The 24,690-nt window shown below is 72.4% G+C and carries 27 protein-coding genes; 12 read left to right on the top strand and 15 right to left on the bottom strand.

Going from position 1 to position 24,690, the window contains the following annotated elements:
• Positions 1 to 28: 28 nt before the first annotated feature.
• Positions 29 to 940, bottom strand: coding sequence for a LysR family transcriptional regulator (locus M8C13_RS32760; RefSeq protein ID WP_252484640.1), 912 nt, complete (start codon positions 938 to 940; stop codon positions 29 to 31).
• Positions 941 to 1,058: 118 nt separating this feature from the next.
• Here M8C13_RS32760 and M8C13_RS32765 point away from each other — a divergent pair, with 118 nt between their 5' ends.
• Together M8C13_RS32765 and M8C13_RS32770 are read left to right on the top strand one after the other, a co-directional pair.
• Entirely contained in the window at positions 1,059 to 1,496 is a 438-nt protein-coding gene (locus M8C13_RS32765) for an SRPBCC family protein (protein ID WP_252484641.1), read from the top strand.
• Positions 1,493 to 1,810, top strand: coding sequence for a helix-turn-helix transcriptional regulator (locus M8C13_RS32770; RefSeq protein ID WP_252484642.1), 318 nt, complete (start codon positions 1,493 to 1,495; stop codon positions 1,808 to 1,810). The genes M8C13_RS32765 and M8C13_RS32770 overlap by 4 nt, the downstream gene beginning before the upstream one ends.
• Here M8C13_RS32770 and arsC read toward each other — a convergent pair.
• Genes arsC through M8C13_RS32790 form a run of 4 tightly spaced genes read right to left on the bottom strand, consistent with a single transcriptional unit; the run spans position 1,807 to position 6,036 of the window.
• The gene (gene arsC, locus M8C13_RS32775) at positions 1,807 to 2,145 is read right to left on the bottom strand and encodes an arsenate reductase (glutaredoxin) (RefSeq protein WP_252484643.1); all 339 of its coding nucleotides are present in this window, start codon (positions 2,143 to 2,145) and stop codon (positions 1,807 to 1,809) included. The genes M8C13_RS32770 and arsC overlap by 4 nt on opposite strands.
• 14 nt (positions 2,146 to 2,159) lie before the next feature.
• Positions 2,160 to 3,302, bottom strand: a complete 1,143-nt coding sequence (locus tag M8C13_RS32780; RefSeq protein ID WP_252484644.1) for a Glu/Leu/Phe/Val dehydrogenase — start codon at positions 3,300 to 3,302, stop codon at positions 2,160 to 2,162.
• A gap of 11 nt (positions 3,303 to 3,313) precedes the next feature.
• Positions 3,314 to 4,414 (bottom strand): FAD-dependent oxidoreductase, encoded by a 1,101-nt coding sequence (locus M8C13_RS32785; RefSeq protein WP_252484749.1) that lies wholly within the window; start codon positions 4,412 to 4,414, stop codon positions 3,314 to 3,316.
• Between the two features lie 56 nt (positions 4,415 to 4,470).
• Positions 4,471 to 6,036 carry an aldehyde dehydrogenase family protein gene (locus M8C13_RS32790; RefSeq protein ID WP_252484645.1) on the bottom strand — a complete coding sequence of 522 codons (1,566 nt, stop codon included), beginning with the start codon at positions 6,034 to 6,036 and terminating at the stop codon, positions 4,471 to 4,473.
• Positions 6,037 to 6,173: 137 nt separating this feature from the next.
• On the opposite strand from M8C13_RS32790, the gene M8C13_RS32795 reads away from it, so the two are divergent.
• Both M8C13_RS32795 and M8C13_RS32800 read left to right on the top strand, forming a co-directional pair.
• On the top strand, positions 6,174 to 6,704 hold the full coding sequence (locus tag M8C13_RS32795; protein WP_252484646.1) for a hypothetical protein: 531 nt from the start codon (positions 6,174 to 6,176) through the stop codon (positions 6,702 to 6,704).
• The gene (locus tag M8C13_RS32800) at positions 6,596 to 7,147 is read left to right on the top strand and encodes a hypothetical protein (RefSeq protein ID WP_252484647.1); all 552 of its coding nucleotides are present in this window, start codon (positions 6,596 to 6,598) and stop codon (positions 7,145 to 7,147) included. The genes M8C13_RS32795 and M8C13_RS32800 overlap by 109 nt, the downstream gene beginning before the upstream one ends.
• 73 nt (positions 7,148 to 7,220) lie before the next feature.
• Here M8C13_RS32800 and M8C13_RS32805 read toward each other — a convergent pair whose 3' ends face one another.
• Positions 7,221 to 7,424: a cold-shock protein gene (locus tag M8C13_RS32805; RefSeq protein WP_185003781.1), complete on the bottom strand. Its 204-nt coding sequence runs from the start codon at positions 7,422 to 7,424 to the stop codon at positions 7,221 to 7,223.
• A 360-nt stretch (positions 7,425 to 7,784) separates the two neighbouring features.
• On the opposite strand from M8C13_RS32805, the gene M8C13_RS32810 reads away from it, so the two are divergent.
• Entirely contained in the window at positions 7,785 to 9,230 is a 1,446-nt protein-coding gene (locus tag M8C13_RS32810; protein WP_252484648.1) for an amino acid permease, read from the top strand.
• On the opposite strand, the gene M8C13_RS32815 is transcribed toward M8C13_RS32810, so the two are convergent.
• Together M8C13_RS32815 and M8C13_RS32820 are read right to left on the bottom strand one after the other, a co-directional pair.
• A complete protein-coding gene (locus M8C13_RS32815; RefSeq protein WP_252484649.1) occupies positions 9,227 to 9,739 on the bottom strand; it encodes a pyridoxamine 5'-phosphate oxidase family protein in 513 nt (170 codons plus the stop codon). The two genes, M8C13_RS32810 and M8C13_RS32815, sit on opposite strands and share 4 nt — an antisense overlap.
• A 31-nt stretch (positions 9,740 to 9,770) precedes the next feature.
• The gene (locus M8C13_RS32820) at positions 9,771 to 10,451 is read right to left on the bottom strand and encodes a maleylpyruvate isomerase N-terminal domain-containing protein (protein WP_252484650.1); all 681 of its coding nucleotides are present in this window, start codon (positions 10,449 to 10,451) and stop codon (positions 9,771 to 9,773) included.
• Between the two features lie 443 nt (positions 10,452 to 10,894).
• Between M8C13_RS32820 and M8C13_RS32825 the strand changes: the two genes are divergently transcribed.
• Positions 10,895 to 11,104, top strand: coding sequence for a hypothetical protein (locus M8C13_RS32825; protein WP_252484651.1), 210 nt, complete (start codon positions 10,895 to 10,897; stop codon positions 11,102 to 11,104).
• On the opposite strand, the gene M8C13_RS32830 is transcribed toward M8C13_RS32825, so the two are convergent.
• On the bottom strand, positions 11,094 to 11,861 hold the full coding sequence (locus tag M8C13_RS32830; protein WP_252484652.1) for an SDR family NAD(P)-dependent oxidoreductase: 768 nt from the start codon (positions 11,859 to 11,861) through the stop codon (positions 11,094 to 11,096). The two genes, M8C13_RS32825 and M8C13_RS32830, sit on opposite strands and share 11 nt — an antisense overlap.
• A 124-nt stretch (positions 11,862 to 11,985) precedes the next feature.
• On the opposite strand from M8C13_RS32830, the gene M8C13_RS32835 reads away from it, so the two are divergent.
• Positions 11,986 to 12,609 (top strand): superoxide dismutase, encoded by a 624-nt coding sequence (locus M8C13_RS32835; RefSeq protein ID WP_252484653.1) that lies wholly within the window; start codon positions 11,986 to 11,988, stop codon positions 12,607 to 12,609.
• A 52-nt stretch (positions 12,610 to 12,661) separates the two neighbouring features.
• Here M8C13_RS32835 and M8C13_RS32840 read toward each other — a convergent pair whose 3' ends face one another.
• Positions 12,662 to 13,870, bottom strand: a complete 1,209-nt coding sequence (locus tag M8C13_RS32840) for an aminotransferase class V-fold PLP-dependent enzyme (RefSeq protein WP_252484654.1) — start codon at positions 13,868 to 13,870, stop codon at positions 12,662 to 12,664.
• On the opposite strand from M8C13_RS32840, the gene M8C13_RS32845 reads away from it, so the two are divergent.
• Positions 13,869 to 15,251 carry a PLP-dependent aminotransferase family protein gene (locus M8C13_RS32845; protein ID WP_252484655.1) on the top strand — a complete coding sequence of 461 codons (1,383 nt, stop codon included), beginning with the start codon at positions 13,869 to 13,871 and terminating at the stop codon, positions 15,249 to 15,251. The genes M8C13_RS32840 and M8C13_RS32845 overlap by 2 nt on opposite strands.
• A 337-nt stretch (positions 15,252 to 15,588) precedes the next feature.
• Here the strand turns inward: M8C13_RS32845 and M8C13_RS32850 are convergent, their stop codons facing one another.
• Both M8C13_RS32850 and M8C13_RS32855 read right to left on the bottom strand, forming a co-directional pair.
• Complete coding sequence (locus tag M8C13_RS32850) at positions 15,589 to 17,331, bottom strand: hypothetical protein (protein WP_252484656.1); 1,743 nt, start codon at positions 17,329 to 17,331, stop codon at positions 15,589 to 15,591.
• Positions 17,328 to 17,723, bottom strand: a complete 396-nt coding sequence (locus M8C13_RS32855) for a hypothetical protein (protein ID WP_252484657.1) — start codon at positions 17,721 to 17,723, stop codon at positions 17,328 to 17,330. Before M8C13_RS32855 ends, M8C13_RS32850 begins: the two co-directional genes overlap by 4 nt.
• A 408-nt stretch (positions 17,724 to 18,131) precedes the next feature.
• Here M8C13_RS32855 and M8C13_RS32860 point away from each other — a divergent pair, with 408 nt between their 5' ends.
• Positions 18,132 to 18,680 (top strand): hypothetical protein, encoded by a 549-nt coding sequence (locus M8C13_RS32860; protein WP_252484658.1) that lies wholly within the window; start codon positions 18,132 to 18,134, stop codon positions 18,678 to 18,680.
• A 6-nt stretch (positions 18,681 to 18,686) separates the two neighbouring features.
• On the opposite strand, the gene M8C13_RS32865 is transcribed toward M8C13_RS32860, so the two are convergent.
• A complete protein-coding gene (locus M8C13_RS32865) occupies positions 18,687 to 19,574 on the bottom strand; it encodes an AraC family transcriptional regulator (RefSeq protein WP_252484659.1) in 888 nt (295 codons plus the stop codon).
• Between the two features lie 99 nt (positions 19,575 to 19,673).
• On the opposite strand from M8C13_RS32865, the gene M8C13_RS32870 reads away from it, so the two are divergent.
• Both M8C13_RS32870 and M8C13_RS32875 read left to right on the top strand, forming a co-directional pair.
• Positions 19,674 to 20,852, top strand: a complete 1,179-nt coding sequence (locus M8C13_RS32870; RefSeq protein WP_252484660.1) for a DUF1015 family protein — start codon at positions 19,674 to 19,676, stop codon at positions 20,850 to 20,852.
• 117 nt (positions 20,853 to 20,969) lie between these two features.
• Positions 20,970 to 23,081, top strand: coding sequence for a bifunctional diguanylate cyclase/phosphodiesterase (locus M8C13_RS32875; protein WP_252484661.1), 2,112 nt, complete (start codon positions 20,970 to 20,972; stop codon positions 23,079 to 23,081).
• On the opposite strand, the gene M8C13_RS32880 is transcribed toward M8C13_RS32875, so the two are convergent.
• Positions 23,059 to 23,475, bottom strand: a complete 417-nt coding sequence (locus M8C13_RS32880; protein ID WP_252484662.1) for a DUF5666 domain-containing protein — start codon at positions 23,473 to 23,475, stop codon at positions 23,059 to 23,061. The two genes, M8C13_RS32875 and M8C13_RS32880, sit on opposite strands and share 23 nt — an antisense overlap.
• Positions 23,476 to 23,549: 74 nt before the next feature.
• On the opposite strand from M8C13_RS32880, the gene M8C13_RS32885 reads away from it, so the two are divergent.
• Positions 23,550 to 24,185 carry a maleylpyruvate isomerase N-terminal domain-containing protein gene (locus tag M8C13_RS32885; RefSeq protein WP_252484663.1) on the top strand — a complete coding sequence of 212 codons (636 nt, stop codon included), beginning with the start codon at positions 23,550 to 23,552 and terminating at the stop codon, positions 24,183 to 24,185.
• On the opposite strand, the gene M8C13_RS32890 is transcribed toward M8C13_RS32885, so the two are convergent.
• Positions 24,172 to 24,690, bottom strand: coding sequence for a nuclear transport factor 2 family protein (locus M8C13_RS32890; protein ID WP_252484664.1), 519 nt, complete (start codon positions 24,688 to 24,690; stop codon positions 24,172 to 24,174). The genes M8C13_RS32885 and M8C13_RS32890 overlap by 14 nt on opposite strands.

Raw genomic sequence — 24,690 nt, forward strand, 5'->3', positions numbered from 1 at the left:
CCCGCAGACGGGGCTTTGACGACCCGGCCTAGGGCGACCAGCGGGTGCGCAGATCGGCGCAAGAGCGCGCCAGGCAGTCCAGGGCCAGTGGCAGCAGGGGGTTGCTGTTCTGCGGGCGGTGCAGCACCAGCACCCGGCGGAAGGCCTGCCACCCGGCCGGGCGCAGCACCCGGACGCCCCGGTCCGGCACGGCCAGCCTGGGCATCATGGCCACTCCCAGCCCGCGCGCGACCAGCTCGGCGACCACGCCGTAGTCGTTGCTGCGGAAGATGATCGCCGGGTCGAACCCGGCCGCGGTGGCCATCCGGCCCAGGGACCGCGCGCCCGCGGTGTCCGCCCTCGTGCAGATCCAGCGGTCCCCGGCCAGCTCGGCCAGGTCCACCTCCTGGCCGCCGGCCAACCGGTGCGTCTCCGGGACGGCGATGGTCAGCGGCTCGGCCAGCAGCTCGGTGCCGCGCAGCTCCACCGGCCACACCCGGGGATCCAGGTCGTAGGCGAAGACCACCGCCGCGTCCAGGGTGCCCTCCAGCACGCCGCCGAGCACCTCGTCCGGCTCGCCCTCGTCCAGGTGCACCTCGGCGTTGGGGCGCGCGGCCACGATCGCGGCCAGCGCCACCGGTAACACCTTGGCGTTGGCAGTGGCGAAGCTGGCCAGGCGTAACGTGCCCGCGTCGCCCGCGACCAGGGCTTTCGCTTCCCGTTCCACTGTGGACAGCGCGCCGAGCACCGCGCCGCAGCGCTCAGCCAGCAGCTCGGCCACCGCGGTCGCCCGCACACTCCGCGCGGACCGCTCGAACAGCGGGGCGCCCACCGCGCGTTCCAGCAGCACCATCTGCTGGGAGACCGCGGAGGCCGTGTAACCGAGGTTGCGCGCCGCCTCGGCGAAGGATCCCGTGCGGACGCACTCCCGCAGGGTCCGCAGATGGATCGGGTTGAGCATTGCGCGACTCTACGGAGATCGGACAGGCCACCGCACCCCCTACGTGGTATCTGCAACCCAAGAGTTGCGCCCCGAACGGTCATGTGCAACTCTGGGGTTGCGCCTAGAGGAGGACAACATGGACCGCATCGAACGTCAGATCCACATCGCCGCCCCGCCCGAGCGGGTGTGGTCGGTGCTCACCGAGGCCGAGCACATCGCCCAGTGGTTCGGCCAGACCGCGCAGGTCGACCTGCGCCCCGGCGGCGCGGCCAGCTTCGGCTGGACCGAGCACGGCACCAGCCAGGCCACCATCGTCGCGGTGGACCCGCCGCGCTTCTTCTCCTACCGCTGGAACCTGGTCGACCACGGACCGGCCGAGGAGGGCAAGACCTCACTGGTCGAGTTCACCCTGGCCGAGGAGAACGGGGGAACCAGCCTGACCGTGGTGGAAACCGGGTTCGAGTCCCTGGCGGTGTCCCCGGACCGGCAGCGCAAGCAGTACCAGGACAACGTGGGCGGCTGGCAGGCGGAGCTGGACGAGCTGGTCGCCTACGCGGAGAAACTCGCAGGATGACCGACCAGGTCGACGAGGTGATCGTGGCGCTCTCGGACCCGCTGCGGCGCCAGCTCCTGGAGCGGCTGTCCCGGCTCGGCTCGGCCAGCGCGACCACCCTGGCCGAGCACCTCCCGGTGACCAGGCAGGCGGTGGTCAAGCACCTGGTGGTGCTGGACCGGGCCGGGCTGGTCACCGGCGGGCGGCAGGGCCGGGAGGTGCGCTACGCGGTCCGCCCGGAGGCGCTGCTGGTCACCGCGGAGTGGCTGCGCCGGGTGGCCGCGGACTGGGACAGCCGCCTGTCCGCGATCAAGCGCCTGGCCGAAGGTGGTTAGAGGATCTCCTCGACGTTCTGGATCGGCCGCGCCAGCCGGGTGCCCTTGCCGGTGACCACGAACGGCCGCTCGATCAGGATCGGGTGCTCGGCCATCGCGTCCAGCAGCGCCTCGTCATCGGCCCCGGCCAGGCCGAGCTCGGTGAACAGCTTCTCCTTGCGCCGCACCGCCTGCGCGGGGGTCAGGCCCGCGTCCGCGATGAGCTTGGCCAGCTCCTCGCGGGTCGGCGGGGTCTTGAGGTAGTCGACCACGGTCGGCTCCTCGCCGGACTCCCGCAGCAGCGCGAGGGTGTTGCGGGAGGTGCTGCACCGCGGGTTGTGGTAGATCGTCGCCATGGTGGTCATTCTGCCTACCGGGAGCGGGGCAGGCGGCCGCGCAACGCCATCGCGGTGCGCACCCGGTCCTGGGCCATCCGCATCGCCGCGGTCCTGGGCAGCACGCCGGTGCGCCGGGACTCGGTGAGCACCAGCTCGGTGTTGGCCCGCATCTTCGCCGCCACTGTGGCCATGATCGCGGCCGGATCGGGCCGGAACGGGGAGTAGCGGGCGTCCATGGCGAAGGCGGCCGCGACCACCCCGCCGGCGTTGGCGATGAAGTCCGGCACCACGGTGACCCCGCGTTCGGCCAGCGCGGACTCCGCGGCCGGGCTGGTGGGCAGGTTCGCGCCCTCCACCACCAGGTTCGCCCTGATCCGGGCCGCGGTCGGCTCGTCGATGACGTCCTGCACCGCGGCCGGGATGAGCACATCGCAGTCCACCAGCAGCTCCGCCCCGGCCGGAACCCGTTGCGCCGGAGCCAGTTTCACGCAGGCGTCGCCGTGCTCGGCGCGCAGCGCCAGCCAGTGCGGCACGTCCAGGCCGTCCGGATCGTGCACCGCGCCCTCGCTGGTGGACAGCGCGATGACCACCGCGCCCAGCTCGTGCAGACGGCGGGCCGCGGCCAGGCCGACCGCGCCAAACCCTTGCAGCGACACCCGTGCGCCCGCGGTCGGGCGGCCCAGCAACGCCAGCGCCGCGTCCACCGACTCGGCCACCCCGTGCCCGGTGACGCCGATCTTGTCGTAGGCCACCCCGCCCAGCTCCTCCGGCACGCCCACCGCGGCGCCCCGGTCGCCCAGCTCGTCCTGGATGATCGCCGCGTCCGCCTCGGTCATGCCCATGTCCAGCCCGGCCACGTAGCTGGACGGGATCTGGTCGGCCAGACGGCGGACGAAGGCGCGCAGCACCGCCTCCTTGTCCGGACTGGCCGGGTCCCACCGGATGCCGGCCTTGGCGCCGCCGTGGAAGAGGTCCACCGCGGCCCACTTCCAGGTCATCACCCTGGCCAGCCGGGCGATCTGGGCCACCGTGACCCCAGGAGCCATCCGGGTGCCGCCCTTGCCGGAACCGCGCGCGGTGTTGTCGATGACCAGCACGCCGCGCATCCCGGTGCGCGAGTCGGAGACGCTGACCACCTTCTCCGGGCCCCACTCGTCGAACTCGTGCAGGTCCACCGAGGTTCCTCTCAGACGCAGTTGTGTTCCGGCCGGACCCCGGCCCCGGCGAACCGGCGAACGTCCAGCGCGGCGACGTCCACCACCGGCTCCCGGCCCAGCACCAGGTCCCGCAGCACCTCGCCGATCGCCGGTCCCTGCAGGAAACCGTGGCCGGAGAAGCCGGTGGCGTAGAGGAACCGGCGCACCCCGGCCGCCTCGCCGACCACCGCGTTGTGGTCCGGGGTGACCTCGTAGAGCCCGGCCCAGCCGTGCGCGATGCCCACCTCGGTCAGCGCGGGCGCCCGCCTGGCCACCGCGGCGCTGAGCCTGGGCAGCCAGGAGTCGGTGCGGGACAAGTGGAAACCGAACTCCTCGTCCGGGTCCGACATGCCCACCAGCAGCCCCGCACCCTCGCCGTGGAAGTAGAAGCTGGTGCCGAAGTCGATGGTCATCGGCAGCTCCGGCGGCAGGTCCGGCACCGGCTCGGTGACCAGGATCTGCCTGCGCAGCGGCCGCACCGGCAGCGCCACCCCGGCCATCGCGCCCACCTCGGCCGACCAGGCCCCGGCCGCGCAGATCACCGTCGCGGTGCGCACGGCCCCCTCGCCCGTGCGCACCGCGCGGATCTCCCCGTCCTCGGTGTCGATGCCGGTGACCGCGCAGTGCCGCCGGATAAGCGCCCCGTGCCGCCGCGCGGCCCGCGCGTAGCCCTGCACCACCGCCTCCGGGGTGCAGTGTCCGTCGGTGGGGGAGTAGGCGGCGGCGAGCAGCCCGTCGGTGTCGATCAGCGGACAGAGTCGTTTCGCCTCAGCGGGTTCGAGCATCCTGCTGGGCACGCCAAGTCCATTTTGGACGGTGACGCTGGCCTCGAAGGCGGCCACGTCCTCGGCGTTGTCCAGCAGGAACAGGTAGCCGTGCTGGGCCAGGTCGATCTCCCCGCCTGGCCGCTGCGCGAAGTTCTCGAACGCGGCCAGGCTGCGCTTGCCCAGCTCGATGTTGACCGGGTCGGAGAACTGCGCGCGCACCCCGCCCGCTGCCCGGCAGGTGCTGCCCGAACCCAGCTCGTCCCGTTCCAGCAGCAGCACCTCCGCCCCGGCCTCGGCCAGGTGGAAGGCCGCGCTGACGCCCATCACCCCGCCGCCGATGACCACCACGTCGGTCGCGGCGGGCAGCGGGGCGCGGCCGGTCACCGCCCGGCCCAGTGCTCGGGCAGCCGGTAGCCCAGCTCCGGCTGCACGGTGGTGACGTCCATCTGCGCCTTCTGCAACCTGCCGGAGAAGTCCCAGTTCATCGACTGCCAGCGGGTGAACTGGTCCAGCACCCAGATGCCGGACTGCCGGGAACCGTTGCCGGAGCGGCCATTCCCGCCAAACGGCAGGTGCGCCTCCGCGCCGGAGGTGGAGTTGTTCACGCTGACCATGCCCGCGCCGATGCCCTGCCGGAACCGGAACGCCTTGGCCGGATCGGTGGTGTAGATCGAGCAGGACAGCCCGTAGCCGGGCGCGTTGGCCAGTTCGACCGCCTCGGCGAACTCGCGGTAGCCGGTGATGCCGACGATCGGCCCGAAGGTCTCCTCCAGGAAGATCCGGTCGGTCGGCCGCACCCCGTCCACGACCACCGGGTGGTAGTACAGGCCGGTCCCGGCGTTGCCGTGGAAGCCTTCCCGCGGGTTGTCCGCGCTGATCCGGCCGATCCCGGTGGAGCCGAGCACGGTGTGGTGCGGCTGGATCCAGTCCAATGTGGACTCATAGGAGTCGGCGAACTTCTGATCCAGCAAGGGTCCGTAGAGGACAGGGCCGTCCGGTTCGCCGACCACCGCGGCGCGCACCGCGGCGTCGAAGCGGCGGGTGAACTCCGCGCGCACGTCCTCGTGCACGATCACCGTGCCCAGCGAGGTGCAGCGCTGCCCCGCCGAGCCGAAGCCGGAGAACAGCGCGCCCTCCACGGCCAGGTCCAGGTCGGCGTCCTCGGTGACCACCATCGGGTTCTTGCCGCCCAGCTCCAGGCAGGGCGACTGGAGGTGCCGCCCGCACAGCTCGCCGATCCGCTCCCCGACCGCGCTGGAGCCGGTGAAGCCGACCTTGTCCACCAGCCGCCGCGCCAGCGCTGTGCTCAGACCGTCGAAAGTGGACGGTCCGTCGGCCAGTACCAGGCCGAGCACCCCCGCGGGCACCCCGGCCCGCCAGGCCAGCTCGGCGAAGGCGGCCGCGCTGGCCGCGGCGTACTCGGCGGGCTTCCACACCACCGCGTTGCCGCACAGCAGCGCGGGCACCAGGTACCAGGAGGGCACCGCGACCGGGAAGTTGCCCGCGGTGATCACCACGGCCACCCCGACCGGCGCCCGGAAGGTGAACAGCTGCTTGTCCGGCATCTCGCTGGGCACGGTCTGCCCATAGAGCCTGCGGCCCTCGCCGAGGAAGAAGTCGCAGGTGTCCACGATCTCCTGCACCTCGCCGAGCGCCTCGGCGTAGGGCTTGCCGATCTCCCTGGTGACCAGCCTGGCCAGGGTCTCCTGGTTGGCCTCCACCAGCCTGCCCAGGTTGGCGATCACCCGGCCGCGCACCGGCGCGGGCACCGCGGCCCACTCGGTCTGCGCGGCCCTGGCCACCTCGGCGGCGTGCACCAGGTCCGCCGCGCCGCCGAGTTGGACCGTGGCGACCACGTCGGCCGGCTCGGCGGGGTTGCGGGAGAGGTAGTCCGTGCCGCGCACGGCCTTGCCGTCGATCACCGAGGTCAACGTCGTCGTGTCCACACAGCTCACCGTAGGGCGCGCGCCGGATCGGACAAGCCACCCAACGCGCACACTTGCTCGCGCTCAGCGTCACGGAGAGTTGGCCTCGGTCGCGCGACCCCGTGGCCGACGGACGGGGGTGTGGCCAGACTGGAGTCATGACGGCGAGTGCGGGTCCCGTGGTGCTGTCCGAGGCCGAGGTGTCGGCCCTGCTGGAGCTGGACGGGGTGATCGACAGCCAGCGGCAGGCGTTCACCGCGCTGGGCGAGGGCAGCGGCCTGGTGGCGGAGAAGGCGGTGCTGAACAGCCCGGACGGCGCCACCGTGCTCAGCTACCTGGGCCGGGTCTCCACCGCGCACGGCGTGGTCAACAAGGTGGTCAGCGTGCAGCCGGACAACCCGGCCCGCGGCCTGCCCGCGATCACCGCGACCCTGGTGGTGCTGCACCCGCTCACCGGCGAGGTGCTGGCGGTACTGGCCGGCGGGGAACTGACCGCGGTGCGCACCGCGGCCGCCTCGGCGGTGGCGGTGGACGCGCTGACCCAGCCCACCGCGGGCGATCTGCCATCCTCGGTTCAGGGGTGCAGGGGCGCTGGCACGTGCGCGCGCTGGCCAGGGTGCGCAACCTGCGCCGGATCCGGATGTGGAGCCCCAACCGGGAGCGCTGCGCGCACACCGCGGGGCAGCTGACCGAGGAGCTGGGGGTCGAGGTGGTGCCGGTGCCTGACCCGGTGGCCGCGGTCGGGGACGCCGACCTGGTGATCGCCGGCACGCTCAGCCACACCCCGGTGGTGCCCACCGCGGAGGTCGCCGCCGGCGCGACCGTGGTCAGCGTCGGCTCCTTCGCCCCGGACCGGCACGAGGTGGACCAGGCGCTGCTGGACCGGGCGGACCGGGTGGTGGTGGACCACGTGCCCACCGCGACCGGCCACGCCGGGCCGATCATGCGGGCGGTCGCCGAGGGGGTACTCACCGAAGGGGACCTGACCTCGCTGGGCGAGGTGCTCTGCGGCACCAGGCCGGGCCGCCGCGCGCCCAGTGACCTGGTGGTCTACCACAGCGTCGGCCTCGGTGTGCAGGACGCGGCCGCGGCCGCCTGGGTGCTGTCCCGCCACCACGCCGCCAAGCGCTGAGCTACCCCAGAAAAAGCGAAAACCGGGCTGTCATGAAGACAGCCCGGTTGCCTGAATATTCAGGCCGTCGCCATCAGTGGCCGGTGACGTTTTCGGCCTGCGGGCCCTTGGGGCCCTGGGTCACGTCGAAGGTGACCTTCTGGCCCTCCTGGAGCTCCTTGAAGCCCGTGCCGTTGATCGCGGAGAAGTGCACGAAGACGTCAGGGCCGCCCTCGTCCTGCGCGATGAAACCAAAGCCCTTTTCCCCGTTGAACCACTTCACACTGCCAGTTGCCACAAATCCTCCGACCACAAAAAATCAGTTAACGCGACGAACCCTACCCCGTCCGGCGAATTTCGGGAATTCCCACCCCCAGATCGGGTGGTGCGACCCCCTCCGGAGCCGGTCCCGCCCGGCCGATCGTCCGCGCACGTCACCCGCACCTCACCCGGGCGCGCGCGCCCGCGCACCGGCGGCCCGGCCATTCGCCGGGGCTCGACGTTGTGCCTGGTCACAGCAGGTGCGAAGGATGTTTCAGCGGCCAGTTTCCGCGAGCGCTGCTGGCGCTCACCCCGAGGTTTTGCCGGGGTCGGCCACCTTCCCCGGGCCCTGTCCGGCCAGCCAAGCTCGGCGGCACTGTGACCTGGGACACGAAGGGTGAGTGATTCCGTGGGCGACGGACTGCTGGGCACGGGGCCGCGCGGGGTGTTCCGGCGCCCGCTGCCCCCACTTGACCAGGCACATCAGCCCCGGATGGCCAAGGTGCTCGGGCTGGGGCAGCTCACCCTGATCGGCGTCGGCGCGATCATCGGCGCGGGGATCTTCAGCCTGGCCGGGGCGGTGGCCAGGGACGTGGCCGGACCGGCGGTGCTGATCTCGTTCCTGATCGCGGGGGCGGCCTCGGTGTGCGCGGCCTTCGCCTACGCCGAGTTCGCCGGCATGGTGCCGCGCGCCGGGTCCTCCTACACCTACGCCTCGGCGGTGCTCGGCGAGGTGGTGGGCTGGATCATCGGCTGGGACCTGCTGCTGGAGTACACCGCGATCGTGGCCGCGGTCTCCATCGGCATGTCCGGGTACGCGGGCTTCCTGCTGGAGCGGATGGGCATCGAGCTGCCGGTGTGGATGATGGGCGCGCCCGGCACGGGGGAGGGGCACCGGGTCGACCTGGTCGCCATGCTGATCTGCCTCGGCGTGGCCTGGCTGCTCAACCGGGGCACCAGGACCTCGGCCCGGGTGGACGCGGTGCTGACCGTGGTCAAGATCGCGGTGGTGCTGCTGGTCGTCGTGGTCGGACTGACCAAAGTGGACAGTGCGAACCTGGAACCGTTCGCGCCCTTCGGTTTCGGCGGTGCGGTGGCGGGCGCGGCCACGGTGTTCTTCGCCGTCTTCGGCTACGACGCGCTGAGCACCGCGGCCGAGGAGTCCAAACAGGCCCAGCGCCACCTGCCCAAGGCGATGCTGCTGTCCCTGGCGATCTGCATGGTGCTCTACGCGCTGGCCTGCGTCGTGCTGACCGGGATGGTGCACTACACCCAGGTCGACCCGGCCCGCGGCTTCTCCGCCGCGTTCGAGGCGGTCGGCCTGGGCGGGGTGGGCACGGTGATCGCGGTCGGCGCGGTGCTCGGCATCGTCACGGTGAGCTTCTCGTTCATGATGGGCGCCTCCCGGCTCTGGTACGCGATGAGTCGCGACGGCCTGATGCCGCGCTGGTTCGGCGCCCTGCACCCGCGCCGCCAGGTGCCGCACCGGGCCACCTGGATCATCGGCGCGGTGGCCGCGGTGCTGGCCGGCCTGCTCCCGGTCCGCGAGGCGGCGGAGCTGACCAACATCGGCGTGCTGTTCGCCTTCGTCCTGGTCTGCCTCGCCGTGGTGGTCCTGCGCTACCGCCGCCCCGACCTGCCCCGCGGCTTCCGCAGCCCCGGCATGCCGGTGGTCCCCTTGCTGGGCGTGGGTTTCTCGGTCTGGCTGATGTCCTTCCTCAAGGCCGAGACCTGGTGGCGCTTCGGGCTGTGGCTGCTGGTGGGGCTGGTGGTGTACGCCGCCTACAGCTACCGCGCGACCCGCAAGGTGGTCCCCGGTGGTTCGGTCGAGCTGGGCGGCTAGTCCTCGCGGACCCAGCGCTGGCGCGGCGCGAACCCCTCCCGCCGCAGCCAGTGCTCGGTGTAGACCACCCGGTCGATCCCGATGCGCAGCAACGGGTTCTGCGGCGTCTCGGTCACCGACCGCCCCCGCTCAGCGGCATCGGACTGCCACAGGTACACCGCCATCCCGGCCTCGAACTCCGCCGACCCCGGCAACAGCACCTCGGCCCGCCCGAACAGCTGCGCCCCCCGCGAGCTGGCCAGCCCGGCCAACGGCGCGAAGATCCCGATGGAGACCCGGGGGTCGGCCTCGATGTTGCGCAGCTTCGGGGTTTTCGCCTGGGAGGTCACGTAGAGGGTGAAGCCGTCGCTGTAGTAGCGGACCGGGGTGGCCAGCGGGCCGTCCGCGCCGGTGGTGGCCAGCACGCAGAGGTTCTGCGTGGCGAGCAGGTTGAGGATGCGCTCTTCCAGTCGCGGGCGGGGGAGTTTCGCGGTGGGCGTGGGACCGGCCAGCCAAGGGTTCGCGATCATGCCCAACCCTAGACGCCTGAGCCGCCCGTCCTCACCCGAAGACCGGCAGCCTCGCGGCGAACCGGCCGGCCGTGCGGCGCTGGAACTCCGTCAGCGGCACCCGGCCGGTGCCGGCCAGCACGATCACCTCGTCGTCGAGCGCGGGCAGGATCGGCGCGCCCGCCAGGGACTCCACCGTGCCGCGGGCCAGCTTCAGCGCGGTCGGCGCGGGCGGGGGCAGGGTCAGCTCGTGCTTGAGGTCCAGGTGGTGCACGGCCACCTCGACCGCCCAGGTGGCCAGGAAGTCGCCGGAGGTCAGCACCTTGCCCTGGAACCGGACCGTGTTCGGCGGCAGCGCGGTGACCATCCTGGACACCGCGTCCGAGGTCGGGCGCAGGTGCCCGAGCAGCCCGGTGGGGCGGCGGTAGGCCGAGGCCAGCCTGCGCACGTACTGGATCTGGCCGATCCGCTCGGTCTCGGTCTCGCGGCCGGGCAGCCTGCCCTGCCAGTAGCTGGCCGCGTCGGTGTCCGGCGTCGCGTCGGTGGGGGAGACCAGGCCCAGCAGCATCTCCTGCAGGCCCAGGTGCACGTGCGCGATCACGTCGCCGACGGTCCACCCGTGGCACCGGCTGGCCGCGAGCATCTTGGTGTCGTCGAGGGTGTCGCAGACCGCGAGCAGGGCGGACAGCGCTTCGAGGAAGGCCGCCTGGCCGTCGTGGTGTTCGACGCGCATGGCCGTCACCCTATCGGGTCAGGAACGATACGTACATTTACGTACAGCCCCGCTGTCGAATTCCTGCCCGCACGCCTTATCAGGCTCAGGCGACTTCCCAATGGTGCAGTCGGCCCAATTTTTCTTGTCGTGCCGCTTTTCCTCCCGGAGTCTCGACTTCAAGCCGCGTTATCGGCGGAATGGCATTTGTGGCCCGGCGCGCGAGGGAGGGGGTTCGGACGTGGCACGACTGCTCTGGACGGCACCGCCCGAACCCCGCCACCCTTGGCGCAGCTGGGATTGCCCGGTGTGCCGGCCTGTGACTGGACCCCGGCCCAGCTCCAGGCGTATCCGCGTGGGGCCGCGGCGTGGAATGGGCGATCGCGTACGAGGAATGGCGCGGAACCGGGTCAGGGGCCACATGTTTGATCCGGCCGGGATTGAGGGCGGGTGTGGGAGACGAGATGAGCTACGACGACGCCTGCCGGGCATTCAAGAACGTCCTCGATGAGGAGTTCGAGAACCCGAACAACAATGGCCGTAAAACCAGTCTCCGCACCCTGATCTCGGCACCCGCCGGGCACTGGGTCCCGGCGCGGCGTCGCAGGGCGGTTGGGCGGGCTGTCGTCACGGGACGGCCCGCCCAGCCGGCCGCCGGGCAGGTCAGCTGCTGATCGACCGGACCAGCCCGCCGTCGACCAGTAGGTCCTGCCCGTTGACGTAGCTCGCGCCCGGCGAGGCGAGGAAGGCCACCGCCTCCGCGACCTCCTCGGCGCGACCGAGCCGCCTGGCCACCGTCTCGGTGCGCAGCACGGTCGGGGTGACCGGGCCCATGGTGGCCTCGTTGAGCATGTCGGTGTCGATGTAGCCGGGGCTCACCGAGTTCACCCGGATCTGCCGCTCGGCCAGGTCGGCGGCCAGCGTGCGGGCCAGGTTGTGCACCGCGGCCTTGGTGGCGCTGTAGATGCTGGTCTCGGCGCGGCCGCGGTGCAAGGAGGCGGCGCAGTTGAGCACGATCGCGCCGCCGTTGCGGAACAGCGGCAGCGCCTTCTGGATGGTGAAGAACACGCCCTTGAAGTTGACGTCGACCACGCAGTCGAAGTCCTCCTCGGTGAACTCCTCGGTCCGCTTGAACACCCCGGTCCCGGCGTTGGCGAAGAGCACGTCCACCCCGCGGAACTGGCCGCGGACCTGCGCCATCAGCTCGTCCAGGTCGGGCAGCACCGCCGAGTCGGCGCGGATGGCCAGCACCCGGTCCGGGCTGCCCAGCCGCCGCCGCGCCGCGCTCAGCCGCTCCTGGCTGCGGCCGGTGACCACCACCTTCGCGCCCTCGCGCAGCAGCAGCTCGGCCGTGGCCAGCCCGATGCCGCTGGTGCCACCGGTGACCAGCGCGACCTTGTCCACGAAGCGACCCCGCGTGTCCGTGCCCACACGCTCAGCATACGGATCTCCACAACGTGATCATGACCGGCGTCACAATCGGGTTGACCTCCAGTTAGCTAGAGGTTGTTGGCTGGGCGCACAACTTCAAGGCAACGAGGAAGTGGACGCACCCATGGCTCAGTACGTGCTGCCGGAACTTGACTACGACTACTCCGCGCTGGAGCCCGCGATCAGCGGGGAGATCAACGAGCTGCACCACTCCAAGCACCACGCGGCCTACGTCAAGGGCACCAACGACACCCTGGACAAGCTCGCCGAAGCCCGCGACAAGGGCGACTTCAGCTCCATCGTCGGCCTGGAGCACACCCTGGCCTTCAACCTGGCCGGACACGCCATGCACGTGGTCTGGTGGAAGATCCTCTCCCCCAACGGCGGCGACAAGCCCACCGGCGAACTGGCCGCGGCCATCGATGAGGAGTTCGGCTCCTTCGACAAGCTGCGCGCCCAGCTCAACGCGGTCTCCACCACCATCCAGGGCTCCGGCTGGGGCGTGCTGGCCTGGGACCCGATCGGTCAGCGGCTGATCACCCAGCAGCTCAAGGACCACCACTCCAACCTCTCCATCGCCACCACCCCCCTGGTGGTCTTCGACGTGTGGGAGCACGCCTACTACCTGCAGTACCGCAACGTGAAGGCCGACTACATCAACGCGCTGTGGAACGTCGTGGACTGGACCGAGGTCGGCAAGCGCTTCGAGGACGCCCGCGCGGGCAAGAACGGCCTGCTGCTCCCCTGATACCCGCGGTGCCCCGGGCGCGCGGCAGGGGCGCGCCCGGGACGCCACCGGGTCAGGCCGCCAGTTCGGCCACGGCGGCCGCGACCGTGGCCACCTCCTCCTCGGTGTTGTAGTAGTGCGGGGACAGGCGCAGCGCCCAGTCGACCTCCTTGTCCCGGAAGTCGAACTGGGCGAACTCGCGGAAGCTCAGCGCCGAGTTGATCCCGCGTTCGTCCAGGGCCGCTTTGAACGCCGCGGCATCCCACCCGGCGATCGCGAAGGTGACCATCGCGGACAGTCGCGGGCCCCGGTCCAGCACCCGCACCCCCGGCACCTCGGCCAGCCGGGCGCGCAGGTCCGCGCCGAGTGCGGGGGAGTAGCGCTCCACCTCCGCCATGCCGACCTTGAGCGCGTAGCGGGCCGCCGCCGCGCAACCCAGCAGGGTCGAGTACGGGAACTCCCACTCCTCGAACCGGGCCGCCGAGGCCACCGGCTCATACCGGTCCGGCTCGGTCCAGCGGGCGCCGTACATGTCGATGAACAGCGGCTCGTAGCCCTCGCGCAGCACCCGGTCGGAGACGTAGAGGAAGCCCGAGCCGCGCGGGCCGCGCAGGTACTTCCGGCAGGTGGCCGAGAGCAGGTCACAGCCGATCTCGGCCACGTCGAGCTCGAACTGGCCGACCGTCTGGCAGGCGTCCACCAGGTACAACAGGTCCAGCTCGCGGCAGTGGCGGCCGATCTCCGCGATCGGCTGCACCAGGCCGGAGTTGGTCGGCACGTGGGTGACCGCGACCAGCCGGGGCCGCCGGCTGCGCATCAGCGCGGCCATCGCCTCCACGTCCACACCGGTGCCGTCGGCGTGGTCGGGCGCGTGCACCACCTCCACGCCGAAGCGCTTGCGCAGGGCCAGGAAAGCGATCTGGTTGGAGATGAAGTCGTTGCGGGTGGTCAGGATGACGTCACCGGGCTGGAACGGGATCGCCGACAGCGCCTTGGTGTAGGCGTGGGTAGCGCTACCGGCGAAGGCGATGTTCTCCGGGCGGCAGTTGATCAGCTCGGCGAGCGCGGCGTAGAAGTCGCGCACCTGCCCGGCTCGCGCCGCCGACGCCTCGTAGCCGCCGATCCGGGCCTCCAGGTCCAGATGTTCGTGCATGGCGGCCAGCACCGGCCGGGCGAGCAGCCCGCAGCCCGCGTTGTTGAAGTGGATGACCGACTCGCAGCCCGGGGTGTCCGCCCGTAGCGCTGCCAGATCCAGTGCGATAGCGCTATCGTTGTCTCTCATGTCCCAGAGTAGCACCGTGGCCTGGCTGGCGGACCGGCTGCGCACCGAGGTGGCCCGGCTCGCGGTCGGCGAACGCCTGCCGAGCAGCCGCGACCTGGTGCGCAAGCTGGGCGTGAGCCCGGTGAGCGTGGCCAGGGCGGTAGCGCTACTGGCCGCCGAGGGGCTGGTGCAGACCAGGCCGGGCACCGGCACCTTCGTCGCACCCCGCCGGGCCGCGCCCGCCCGCGGCGACACCTCCTGGCAGACGGTGACCCTGCCCAGCCGCCCGCTCGACCCGCTCACCGTCACCGACCTGCTCAGCGCGCCCCCGGACGGCGCGATCACCATGGCCGGCGGCTACCTGCACCCCTCCCTGCAACCCACCCGCGCCCTGGCCGCCGCGCTGGCCCGCGCCGCCCGCAGACCTGACGCCTGGGACCGCGCGCCCTCGCAGGGCCTGGCCCCGCTGCGCACCCTGTTCGCCCGGATGGCCGGCGGCGACCTCGGCCCCGAGGACGTGCTGGTCACCGGCGGCGGCCAGGGCGCGCTGGCGATGGCCTTCCGCGCGCTGGCCGTGCCCGGCAGCCCGGTGCTGGTGGAGTCCCCGACCTACCAGGGCGCGCTCGCCGCGGCCCGCGCCGCCGGACTGCGGCCGGTGCCGGTTCCGTTGGACGCCAACGGAATCCGCCCCGACCTGCTGGCCGACGCCTTCGGCACCGGGGCCCGCCTGCTCTACCTCCAGCCCGGCTGCCACAACCCCACCGGCGCCGCACTGGCCGCCGACCGCCGCCGCCAGGTCCTGGAACTGGCCCGCGCCGCCAACGCCTTCGTCATCGAGGACGACTTCGCCCGCCACCTCGGCCACGCCGCCCCGCCCCCGCCACCCCTGGTCGCCGACGACCCGGACGGCACCGTGGTCTACCTGACCTCGCTCACCAAACCCGCCGCCCCGAGCCTGCGGGTGGGCGCGCTGATCGCCCGCGGCCCGGTGCTGGAACGCCTGCGCGCCACCAGGCTCGTGGACGACTTCTTCCTGCCCCGCCCCCTCCAGGAAGCCGCCCTGGAACTGCTCAGCACCCCGGCCTGGGACCGCCACCTGCGCGCCCTCGCCACCGTCCTCACCGACCGCCGCGCCACCCTGGCCGCGGCCCTCGCGCGCGAAACTCCACAGTGGACAGTCAGTCAGCCGTCGACCGGCCTGCACCTCTGGCTCGCCCTGGACCGCGCGGAGGAGGACGTCGTGCGCGAGGCCAGGGACCAAGGCGTGACCGTGGTGTCCGGCCGCGGCCACTTCGCCGCCGAGCCGCCGGGACCGCACCTGCGGCTGAGCTTCGCGGCCGCCGCCGACCTCGCGGAACTGGCGGAGGCGGCCCGCAGGCTGGGTCGTGCCGTCCGCGACTGACTGCGGGCTGGGCTGGGCGGTCCGAGGCTGACTGCGGGCTGGGCTGGGCTGCCCGCGGCTGACCGCGGGCTGGGCCGAACTGCCCGCGACTTGACCGCGGGCTGCGCCGGGCCGCCCGCCACTGACTGCGGGCTGCGCCGGGCCGCCCGCCACTGACCGCGGACTGGGCCGGGCCGCCCGCCACTGACCGCGGACTGGGCCGAACTGCCCGCCACTGACCGCGGACTGGGCCGGGCTGCCCGCCACTGACCGCGGGCTGCGGCGCGCCGCCCGCGACTGACCCCGCCCAGCCGACAGCCCCCGGCACTGGAACCGGGGGCTGTCAGTGAGTGGTCGATCAATCAGTGAACGACAGGTCCGCCAGCGCGATCGCGCCCTTCGGCGTCTTGTTGAACGCCAGGTACACACTGTCCACCCGGGACAGATCAACTCCGCTGAACGCGCTCAACGGCACCCGGACCTGGTTGAACAGCAGGTGCGGGATGACATCCGGCGTGCCCGGCGGCACGTGCGGGTAGTCCAGGGCCTTGCCGAACTGCGCCACCGGCACCGAGCTGCGCCCACCGGCCCGGTCGGTCACCACGACCTGCAGGTCCTGGGCCACGCCTGCCGGGTTGGCCGGGTCGGTGAAGTCCACCGCGGCCCGGAACCGCACCGCGCTGAACTTGCGCACGTCCTGGTACGCCACCGGAATCGTGTTGCTCAGCGTGTCCGAGATGTGCCCCCACAGCAGCCGCTGCGCGGACACCCCGAGCGTGCCCCAGCCGCGGTGCGGTTCCCGCTGACGGCTGGCCTGCTTGGTGTTCAGGCAGGAGACGTCCGTGGTGCTCGCGGTGCCGCCGCACAGCCGCGAGGTCAGCGTGCCGCCGGGGACCACCTGGCCGCCCAGCTGGTTGACCTTGTCGGAGTCGGCCGCGGCGAACCGGTTGATGTCCAGCCGCCGGTTGTTCTGGCTCGGCGCGTGGTAGCTCACCAGCACCGTCGCCGGGGCGATCGAGGCGGGGGTGCCGGCCTCGCCCTTCCACAGCGGCGCGAACGCGGCGTCGCCGCCGAGGTAGTGCCGGAAGAAGCTGCCCAGGTAGCCGTTGCCGACCTTGCGCTGCTGCTCCTCGGTCAGCCGGGTGGACTGCGAGGGGTGGCACTGCGAGCTGGTGTTGGAGGAACGCCAGTCATCGAGCGCGCCGGCCAGGCCGCTGCTGGGCGCCCAGTTGGTGTTGAAGTAGTTGTGGTTGGCGCCCAGCACGGTGAAGATCGTGTGCACGCCGATGTCGTTGGGGTCGCTGTAGCGGGCGTCGTCGTAGTAGTGCACGCCCTGCAGGTCCGACAGGTCGCCGTCGCAGGTCGGGATCAGCGTGCCCACCGGCAGGTTCAGCGGGATCCGCCGGTGGAAGTCGGTCGGCGCCAGCGGCAGGATCGCCTTGATGGCGTACGGCTGTGGCCGCTGCGAGTTCAGCTCCACCGCCCGCACCACGCCCTCGCCGCCGCGGGAGTGCCCCATCAACCCGATCTTGCCCAGGTCGAAGGAGCGCACCGCCTCCTGCGGGATGGGCGCGCCGGGCTGGTCCCGCCAGTCCCGCCACAGGTCCAGGTGCTTGAGCACCAGGTGGCCGCGGGCGACCATGCCGTACTGGGCGTCGGCGTTGTCCACCGCGTTGATGCCGTTGGCGCTGATGGAGACCACCGCGTAGCCGTGGCTGGCCAGCGCGCGGGCGGCGTAGTCGTAGCCGCGGTGGCTGGGGATCGGCAGCCGGCCCTGGGTGCACGGCCAGGCCAGCGTGGCGGTGCCGCCGGTGGGCGCGGACATGCAGGTGGCGTGCCTGCCGTGCAGGAACAGCACCAGCGGGTACGGGCCCTTGGCCGCATCACTCGGGTAGTAGACCTGCCCGGTCAGCTCGACCGGCTTGGCGAAGCCCGGCGGGGTGTAGGCGCTGTCGCCCAGGTCGTAGGGCGCCTCGCTGACCTGGTGCGTGCCGTTGACCAGCGGGTCCGGCACCTCGGCGGGCGCGGCCTGCGCGGTGCCCGCGACGAGCACGGTGGCGGCCAGCGGGGTGAGCAGGGCCGCGGCGAGCAGGCGCCTCATCGCGGGCCTCCCATGGTCAGCGTGCCGACGGTGACCGGCGCTTCGTCGCCGTACCGGTAGGTCACGGTGGCGCCCGGCTTGAGCTGGACGTCCTCGGACAGCACGGCCCTGGCCGCGTCCAGGTTCTCGGTCAGCAGGCCCCTGCCGACCGGCTTGCCGTCGATGAGCAGCTCGTAGTCCAGGGCGCGGACCTCGAAGGCGGCCGAGACGGTCAGCCTGCGCACCGGGCGGGCGCGCTCGGCCACGGCCACCTCGTCCACCACGACACCCTTGCCGTGCGCGAGCACCGTGCCAGTGGCGGCGGTGCGCACCTCGGCGGCGACCGAGGGCTCCGGTGCGGGCGGCAGCGGGTCGCCCACTCCGGCGCCCGGGGCCACGGGCGCGTGCGGCACGGGCCGGGGCTGACCCGACTCATCCGCGGATGGTGACTGTGCGTATAACGTGGCCACCGTCACGATCGAGGCGGCCACCGCCGTCAACACGGCCAGCCTGGCGAGCCAGGTGGTTCGAGTTCTTCTGGGCAAATGAGGTCTCCCGCCGGTACTGAAACGGTTATCCGGTGGCTCAGGGGAGCCGGGATCTCACCGACCGTACGAAACGGCCAAACCTCCAGGTAGGGGCCGATTTGCTGGAGCCGGACCGACCGAAGGCGGTTCTTGTTCGAGATTTCAGTTCCACTTGACATGCGCGCCCCGAAACGGCCGCCCAGGTTGGTAAGGTGCGCACCTGATTTGCGCGATTTCAATTTTCTCCGCGCCGGAGACCTTCCGTTCCGCCGAGTTAGCCTCCACCGTTGTCATATGCGGGGAGGTAACTCTGGGGTCAGCACGCTGGACCGGCCACCACGGCCGGTGACCGCGCGCTGGAGACCCGTCTGGCCGGCGTACGCCGCCGCGGTCTGGGTGATCGTCTACGTGCTGTGGGTGTTCCTGGACCTGGCCGGGCACGTGCTCAGCGGCGACTACCTGAACGCGCCGCTGCTGGCCTCGGTGCTGGCCGACTCGGTGCTGCGGGCGGTGTGCGGGGTGCTGGCGCTGGCCACCGTGCGGCCCTGGCGGCACACCGTGCCCGCCGGGCCGATGCTGCTGCTGGCCTGGGCCGCGGCCGGGGGCAGCCTGGCCTTCCCGCTGCTGAAGTACACCCAGGTGGGGCTGGCCGGGTACGGCCTGGCCGAGCCGTGGCCCGGGCCGCTGTTCACCGTGGCCTCGGTGGGACTGACCCTCGGCTCGGTGCTCTTCGTGCTCGCCGCGGTCTCCTTCCTCAACCGCAGCACCGCGCCCCGCCGGTGGGCGATCCTGGGCCTGTTCCTCGGTTTCTGCGTGATGTACCTGCCCGTGTCGCACTGGTGAGCACGGTCAGCGCAGCAGCCCCGAGCGGAACGTGGACGGGGACTGGCCGGTCTCCCGCTGGAAGAACTTGCCGAAGTTGGTCGGCTCGCTGAAACCGAGCCTGCGGCTGATGTTGGCCACCGGCAGGTTGGTGTAGGCGAGCAGACGTTTGGCCTCCAGGGCCACCCTGGCGTCGATCAGCTGTTTGGCCGCCTGACCGGTGGCCGAGCGGCAGGCCCGGGTCAGCGTCTTGCTGGAGCAGCCGAGCCGGTCCGCGTAGTCCTCCACCTGCCGGGTCTGGGCGAAGAAGCGCTCCAGCTCGCGCTGGAACTGGGCGAAGGTCGGATTGTTCCCGTTGCGCTCGGACTCACTCGGCCGGGGGAGCTGGGCGATCCGCAGCAGCAGCGTGGCCAGCAGGTGCCGCAGCAGCTCGGTCCAGGCGGTGTAGTCGCCGGTGTCGGTGCGCGCGTAGTCGGCGGCCAGCAGCTCCAGGTTCGCGGTGATCGCGGCCAGGTCCGGGCCGGCCAGCTGCCAGCGGACCGGGCCGCCGCGCCGGGTCAGCAGGTAGTCCGCGGCGCGCAGCCGGGGCGGGAAGGCCGGGGCGAAGAAGACCAGGCAGGCCTCCAGCTCGTCGTCCCTGGTGAACTGCTGCACCTGGCCCGGCCGCACCCACAGCAGCGTGCCGGGGCGGCACTCGTGCGCGACGAAGTCCACGGTGTGCGTGCCGGAACCCGCGGTGACCAGGGCGATCAGGTGGAAGTCGATGCGCTGCGGGGCGTGCAGACCGGCCTGGCCGCCTGCCCGCGCACGCAGCTCGGCCAGGGTGCCGCTGGCCATGCCGAGGCCGGGGAGCTGCGGGTTCTCCACCGCGCTGACTCCCCGGCCTGGCCGGTGCTGTCCGAAAACAACCCCCATACCCAGCGAGATTACCTTCCCCGGTAACGACTGTGACAGTTGCGACATCCCGACCTGGGTCTGATTGACCATCGTTTCACCGGGTGGGACGGTGGCGGGATGCTGCGAGCGCTGAGCACCGCCTGGGTGGTGCGGGAGGCCGTGCCCGGCCCCGACGTGGACGAGTTCACCGATCCGCGCCAGGTCAGGGCCGCTTTGTCCGCGCAGACCGCGGGCCGGGTCACCCTGCTCGCCGTGCAGCACCCGCACCGCACGCCCGACTCGCTGGCCCGCCACCGCGGCCTGAGCCAGGTGCTGCCGGACGCGCGCGCCAAGCTGCGCCGCTTGCAGCGCGAGTCCTACCGCCGGGTCGCCGACGTGGTGGCGCCCTACCAGGTGGACGGCCCGGACGGCAGCACCCTCGGCCTGCTCTGCCTGGCCGACCCGGCCGAGGTGGACGAGGTGCACGGCTCCGCGGTGCGGCGCACCGAGGAGGTCTACCCGGACATCGTGGCCGAGCGCGCCGCGGTGCTGGCCGAGCTGGGCTGCCTGACCAGCTCCGCGCTGCTGGTCCCGGTCTGCGGCGGCGAGGAGCTGACCGCCGCGCTGCGCACCACCGTGGCCGGCCTCGGCGATCCCGAAGTGTCCATTGTGGACGTTCTGGGCAACCGGCACCGCCTGTGGCTGCTCGGTCCCGGGCAGCAGCGGGAGGAGCTGCTCGCGCTGGCCGGACGGCACCCGCTGCTGGTGGCCGACGGCAACCACCGGGTCGCCGCCGCCGAGGCCGCCGGACTGGGCGGCCTGCTCGCGCTGGTCACCGCGGGACCGCTGCTGCGGGTCGGGCCGATCCACCGGGTGCTGGCCGGCACCGGCCTGAGCCTGGCCCAGGTGGCCGGGGCCTGGCGGGCGCACGGGCTGACCGTCACCGAGGCCGACCCCGCCGAGGAGCCGATGCCCGGCACCGTGCTGGCGCGCGCGGAGGGTCAAGCCGTGCGGGTCGAGCTGCCCCCACCGCCGGCCGGGGAACCGTTGCCGCGCATCGACCACAGCGCGGTGGAGGAGACGCTGATCGCGGCCGCGCTTGGACTGGACCCGGGCGGCCGGAGCGTGCTGGCCGTGCCCGGTGGCCGCCGCCCCGCGCCGCGGGAGCCTGGCGACATCGAGCTGCTGATCGCGCCGGTGCCGCTGGCGGACGTGCTCGCGGTGCACGAGGCCGGGCGGCGGATGCCGCGCAAGAGCACCTACTTCACCCCCAAGCCCCGTAGCGGGCTGTTGCTGGCCGAACTCGACGGCGGCTGAGCCGCCCAGACTCGATGGAGGGACGGCGGGCGCTGCCGTGTCGTGATCGTGACCTGACGCGATATGCTACGGGCGGTAATTGCCCGGTTCTGGTGCGTGTTGCCATGAGAGGTGGGATTGAGCCCCGCGGGTCGCGCCGAGCTGGCCCGGCGGTGGACGGTGGCGGTCAGCACGGCCGCCTATGTGCCACTGTCCAGGGAACAGCTCGAGCAGCAGCTGCTCGACCTGGTCGACGAACTCCTCGACCTGGTCGCCGCTGACCCGTTCGACCCTCGCCCGGCCGGCCGGGCCGGCGCCCAGCTGGTGCTCGGCAACATCACCAGCCGACTGGCCTTACGCCGCAGCATCGAGCTGCTCGGCGAGGGCTGCCGCCGCGAGCTGGCCGAACGGCAGGGCTCGGTCGACGAACCCAAGGTCACCGCGCTGCTCGCGGAGTTCGCCGCGGGCTTCGCCGAAGGGGTCCGGCAGTTGACCTTCAACCAGCAGGAAGAGCTCAAGAAGGCGCTGTTCAACGCCAAGCTGGACGCCGAACGGGAGTTGCGGGTCAGCGAGAGCCGCTTCCGCGAGCTGTTCACCGCCTCCGCCATGGGCATCGCGATCAGCGATCTGGACGGCAACTTCATCGAGGTCAACCAGGCCTTCACCGAGATCCTCGGCTACACCGGGCCGGAGCTGGGCTTCCTCACCGTGCCGGACCTGTTCGCGCCGGAGGAGACCGCCGACCTGGCGCTGCTGTACCGGCACCTGGTGGACGAGCAGGTGGACCGGTTCCGCTGCCGCACCCGGCTGGTCAGCAAGGAAGCCGACAGCGTCTTCGCCTACCTCGCGGTCTCGCTGCTGCACGACGCGGACGGGCGGCCCAACGGGCACGTCACCATGGTCGAGGACCTGACCAACCTGCACCTGCTGCAGGGCCGGTTCAGTCACCAGACGCTGCACGACCAGCTCACCGGCCTGCCCAACCGGCAGTACCTGCACTCCCGGTTGCAGAGCGTGCTCGGCCGGGCCGAGGCCGGGCAGATCATCACCCTCTGCCACCTGGACCTGGACAGCTTCACCGTGATCAACGACGGGCTGGGCCACCACATCGGCGACGAGCTGCTCAAGACCACCGCGCAGCGGCTGCGGGCCGCGGTGGCAGGCCACAACGCGATGGTGGCCCGCTTCGGCAGCGACGAGTTCGCCATCCTGATCGAGGACTCACCCACCCCGCCGGATGTGCCCGGGCTGGCCGCCCGGATCAACGAGGAGCTGACCGAGCCGACCTACCTGGACGGCTACGGGGTCGCGGTCACCGCCAGCATCGGCGTGGTGCAGCGCCCGGCCAAGGGCATGGTGGCCGCCGAGCTGCTGCGCGCGGCCGACCTGACGCTGCACCGGGTCAAGGCCAGCGGCAAGGCGCAGTGGGGCCTGTTCGACCCGGCCCGCGAGGCCCGCGACCGGGCCCGGTTCAAGCTGGCCGCCTCGATGCCGGGCGCGGTGGAGAACGGCGAGTTCAGCCTGCGCTACGAGCCGATCCGCTGGCTGGGCGGGCGGGAGCTGATGGCCACCGAGGTGCTGGTGGAGTGGGCGCATCCGGAGCTGGGGCCGCTGCCGCACCAGAAGTGCGTGGAGCTGGCCGAGAGCACCGGGCTGATCCTGGCGCTGGGCCGCTGGGTGCTCAAGCGGGCCTGCCGGGACGCCGCGGAATGGCGGCCGCCGCAGGGCGATCCGCCGATCGTGCTGGCCACCCTGACCCCGTACCAGTCCCAGGACCCTGACCTGGTGGACAACGTGCGCAAGGCGCTGGCCGAGGCCGGGCTGCCCCCGCAGCGGCTGCGGTTGCGGATGCCGCTGCGCGCGGTGGTCCGGGAGGACAGCGACGCCGCGGACAACCTGCGGGTGCTGGCCGACATGGGTGTCACGGTGGCCCTGGACGAGTTCGGCCGCGACTTCACCGACTTCGTCCGGCTGCCCCCGCTGCCGGTGTACGGGGTGCGCTTCGACCGGGTGCTGGTGCAGCGACTCGGTGCGCAGCCCGATCCGGGTTCCTCGGTGGCCAGGGTGGTGGCCAGCCTGACCGAGCTGGCGCACGAGGTGGGCGTCAAGGTGATCGCCTCCGGGGTGGACAGCCCGGCCAAGCTGGACTGGCTGGCCGGGATCGGCGTGGACGCCGGTCAGGGCCCGCAGCTCGGGCCGCCCCGTCCCGCTGAGGCGTTCATCGCGGTCAGCGCGCACTCTGCGCGGTGACCTGACGGGCGGTCACCGACCCGTCCGCGGCCCGCTCACCCTGCACCGTCACGGTGGCCCCCGGCTGAATGTCGCCGACCTTGCCGGGCTGGCTGAGCTGCACCGCGGTGTCCGCGCCGAGCGTGACCTTGACCTCGGATCCGTTGGGCCCCTTGAGGTAGAGCGTGTCGCCCTCGATCCGGTCCACCGTGCCCGCGGTGGGCGTGCGGCCGCCGGGGCCCAGCAGAACGCCGCCGCGCTGGCCGGGGGCGGCGCTCGCGGAGCCGTCTGCCAGGGCGGTGGCGGCCCACATCCCACCGGCGAAGGCGACCGTGGCCAGCGCCGCCGCGGCCAGGCCGAAGGTGAGCTTCGAAGGGTGGGACCGCGCCTGTTCGGAATCCGGTGTGCTCGTCATGGCGGACATGCTTGGATCCGGAGGTGGGAGCGCGCTGGGCGCTGCCTGGCAACTGCCTGGGAGAGGGGAGCTCGATGAGCCGCCGGACCGATTTCCTGGACACCGCGCGGGTGGCCGCCGGGCTGCTGCGCGATCCGGCACTGGCCCGCGACTGGGACAAGCCGAGCGCGCTGCCCGAGTTCTCCGTGGCCGGACTGGCCGGGCACTTCGCCTACCAGGTCCTGGCCCTGCCCGCGATCCTGGACGGGCCGATCCCGCCGGAGCTGCCGATCTCGCTGCTGGAGCACTACGGCCGGGTCGAGTGGGTGGGCGCGGACCTGGACCACGACCTCAACGTGCGCATCAGGGACAGCGGCGAGCAGGCCGCGACCGAGGGTCCGGCGGCGCTGGCCGACCAGGTGGACGCGGCGATCGCGGATCTGGCCGGGCGGCTGCCGGAGACTCCGGACCGGCCGGTGCGCATCCCGTTCTGGGGGCCGTGGTCGCTGTCCCTGGAGGACCTGCTGGTCACCCGCATGATGGAGCTGACCGTGCACGCCGACGACCTGGCGGTCAGCATCGGCGTGCCCACCCCGGAGTTCCCGGTCAGCGCGGTGGAGTCGGTGCTGGACCTGTTGAGCCGCTTGGCCTTGCGCCGTCGCGGCGCGCCGGCCATGCTGCGCGCGCTGACCAGGGCGGAGCGCGCGCCGGGGGACATCACCGCGTTCTGAGCCGGTCCGGCAGCGGTGCCAGGGGGTAGCGCTGCCAGAAGAAGGCGTCCGCCGCGTGCTGGTCGGCGGCGAAGTTCACCGCCTCCACGATGCGCCCGCGCTGGATCCGGTAGGCCAGCACCCAGGTGATGTCCAGGCCGGGCGGGCTGGTGCTCCAGCCGCGGTGCAGGTCCACCACCCAGTCCCCGTCCGCGGCCAGGAACAACACCTCCGCGCGGAACCCGGCCCGGCCCAGCTCGGTGAAGAACGCCAGCACCTCCGTCACCCCGGTCTTGGTGCCTGCCAAGGGGTGGTGGCCGGGGATGGTCCAGCGGATGTCAGGGGCGAAGAACTCGCGCAGCGCGTTCAGGTCGCCCTTGGCGTAGGCGGCGTAGTAGCGGCGGATCAGCGCCACGTGCGGGTGTTCCTTGGCGCCGGCCTGTGCCGTGCCGCCGAGCAGGGCCGCCGCCACCGTGGCCGCGCCACCGGCCAGCACCGCGGACCGGCTCACCGTTGTCTCTGTCAT

It is taken from the genome of Crossiella sp. SN42 (assembly GCF_023897065.1).
Classification (GTDB): Bacteria; Actinomycetota; Actinomycetes; order Mycobacteriales; family Pseudonocardiaceae; genus Crossiella.

What these genes read in the sequence shown, in the direction of transcription:
- M8C13_RS32760 (WP_252484640.1), bottom strand. Translation starts at nt 940, where the DNA reads ATGCTCAACCCGATCCATCTGCGGACCCTGCGGGAGTGCGTCCGCACG.
- M8C13_RS32765 (WP_252484641.1), top strand. Translation starts at nt 1,059, where the DNA reads ATGGACCGCATCGAACGTCAGATCCACATCGCCGCCCCGCCCGAGCGG.
- M8C13_RS32770 (WP_252484642.1), top strand. Translation starts at nt 1,493, where the DNA reads ATGACCGACCAGGTCGACGAGGTGATCGTGGCGCTCTCGGACCCGCTG.
- arsC (WP_252484643.1), bottom strand. Translation starts at nt 2,145, where the DNA reads ATGGCGACGATCTACCACAACCCGCGGTGCAGCACCTCCCGCAACACC.
- M8C13_RS32785 (WP_252484749.1), bottom strand. Translation starts at nt 4,414, where the DNA reads ATGGGCGTCAGCGCGGCCTTCCACCTGGCCGAGGCCGGGGCGGAGGTG.
- M8C13_RS32795 (WP_252484646.1), top strand. Translation starts at nt 6,174, where the DNA reads ATGACGGCGAGTGCGGGTCCCGTGGTGCTGTCCGAGGCCGAGGTGTCG.
- M8C13_RS32815 (WP_252484649.1), bottom strand. Translation starts at nt 9,739, where the DNA reads ATGATCGCGAACCCTTGGCTGGCCGGTCCCACGCCCACCGCGAAACTC.
- M8C13_RS32820 (WP_252484650.1), bottom strand. Translation starts at nt 10,451, where the DNA reads ATGCGCGTCGAACACCACGACGGCCAGGCGGCCTTCCTCGAAGCGCTG.
- M8C13_RS32825 (WP_252484651.1), top strand. Translation starts at nt 10,895, where the DNA reads ATGAGCTACGACGACGCCTGCCGGGCATTCAAGAACGTCCTCGATGAG.
- M8C13_RS32835 (WP_252484653.1), top strand. Translation starts at nt 11,986, where the DNA reads ATGGCTCAGTACGTGCTGCCGGAACTTGACTACGACTACTCCGCGCTG.
- M8C13_RS32845 (WP_252484655.1), top strand. Translation starts at nt 13,869, where the DNA reads ATGTCCCAGAGTAGCACCGTGGCCTGGCTGGCGGACCGGCTGCGCACC.
- M8C13_RS32840 (WP_252484654.1), bottom strand. Translation starts at nt 13,870, where the DNA reads ATGAGAGACAACGATAGCGCTATCGCACTGGATCTGGCAGCGCTACGG.
- M8C13_RS32850 (WP_252484656.1), bottom strand. Translation starts at nt 17,331, where the DNA reads ATGAGGCGCCTGCTCGCCGCGGCCCTGCTCACCCCGCTGGCCGCCACC.
- M8C13_RS32860 (WP_252484658.1), top strand. Translation starts at nt 18,132, where the DNA reads ATGCGGGGAGGTAACTCTGGGGTCAGCACGCTGGACCGGCCACCACGG.
- M8C13_RS32865 (WP_252484659.1), bottom strand. Translation starts at nt 19,574, where the DNA reads ATGGGGGTTGTTTTCGGACAGCACCGGCCAGGCCGGGGAGTCAGCGCG.
- M8C13_RS32870 (WP_252484660.1), top strand. Translation starts at nt 19,674, where the DNA reads ATGCTGCGAGCGCTGAGCACCGCCTGGGTGGTGCGGGAGGCCGTGCCC.
- M8C13_RS32880 (WP_252484662.1), bottom strand. Translation starts at nt 23,475, where the DNA reads ATGACGAGCACACCGGATTCCGAACAGGCGCGGTCCCACCCTTCGAAG.
- M8C13_RS32885 (WP_252484663.1), top strand. Translation starts at nt 23,550, where the DNA reads ATGAGCCGCCGGACCGATTTCCTGGACACCGCGCGGGTGGCCGCCGGG.
- M8C13_RS32890 (WP_252484664.1), bottom strand. Translation starts at nt 24,690, where the DNA reads ATGACAGAGACAACGGTGAGCCGGTCCGCGGTGCTGGCCGGTGGCGCG.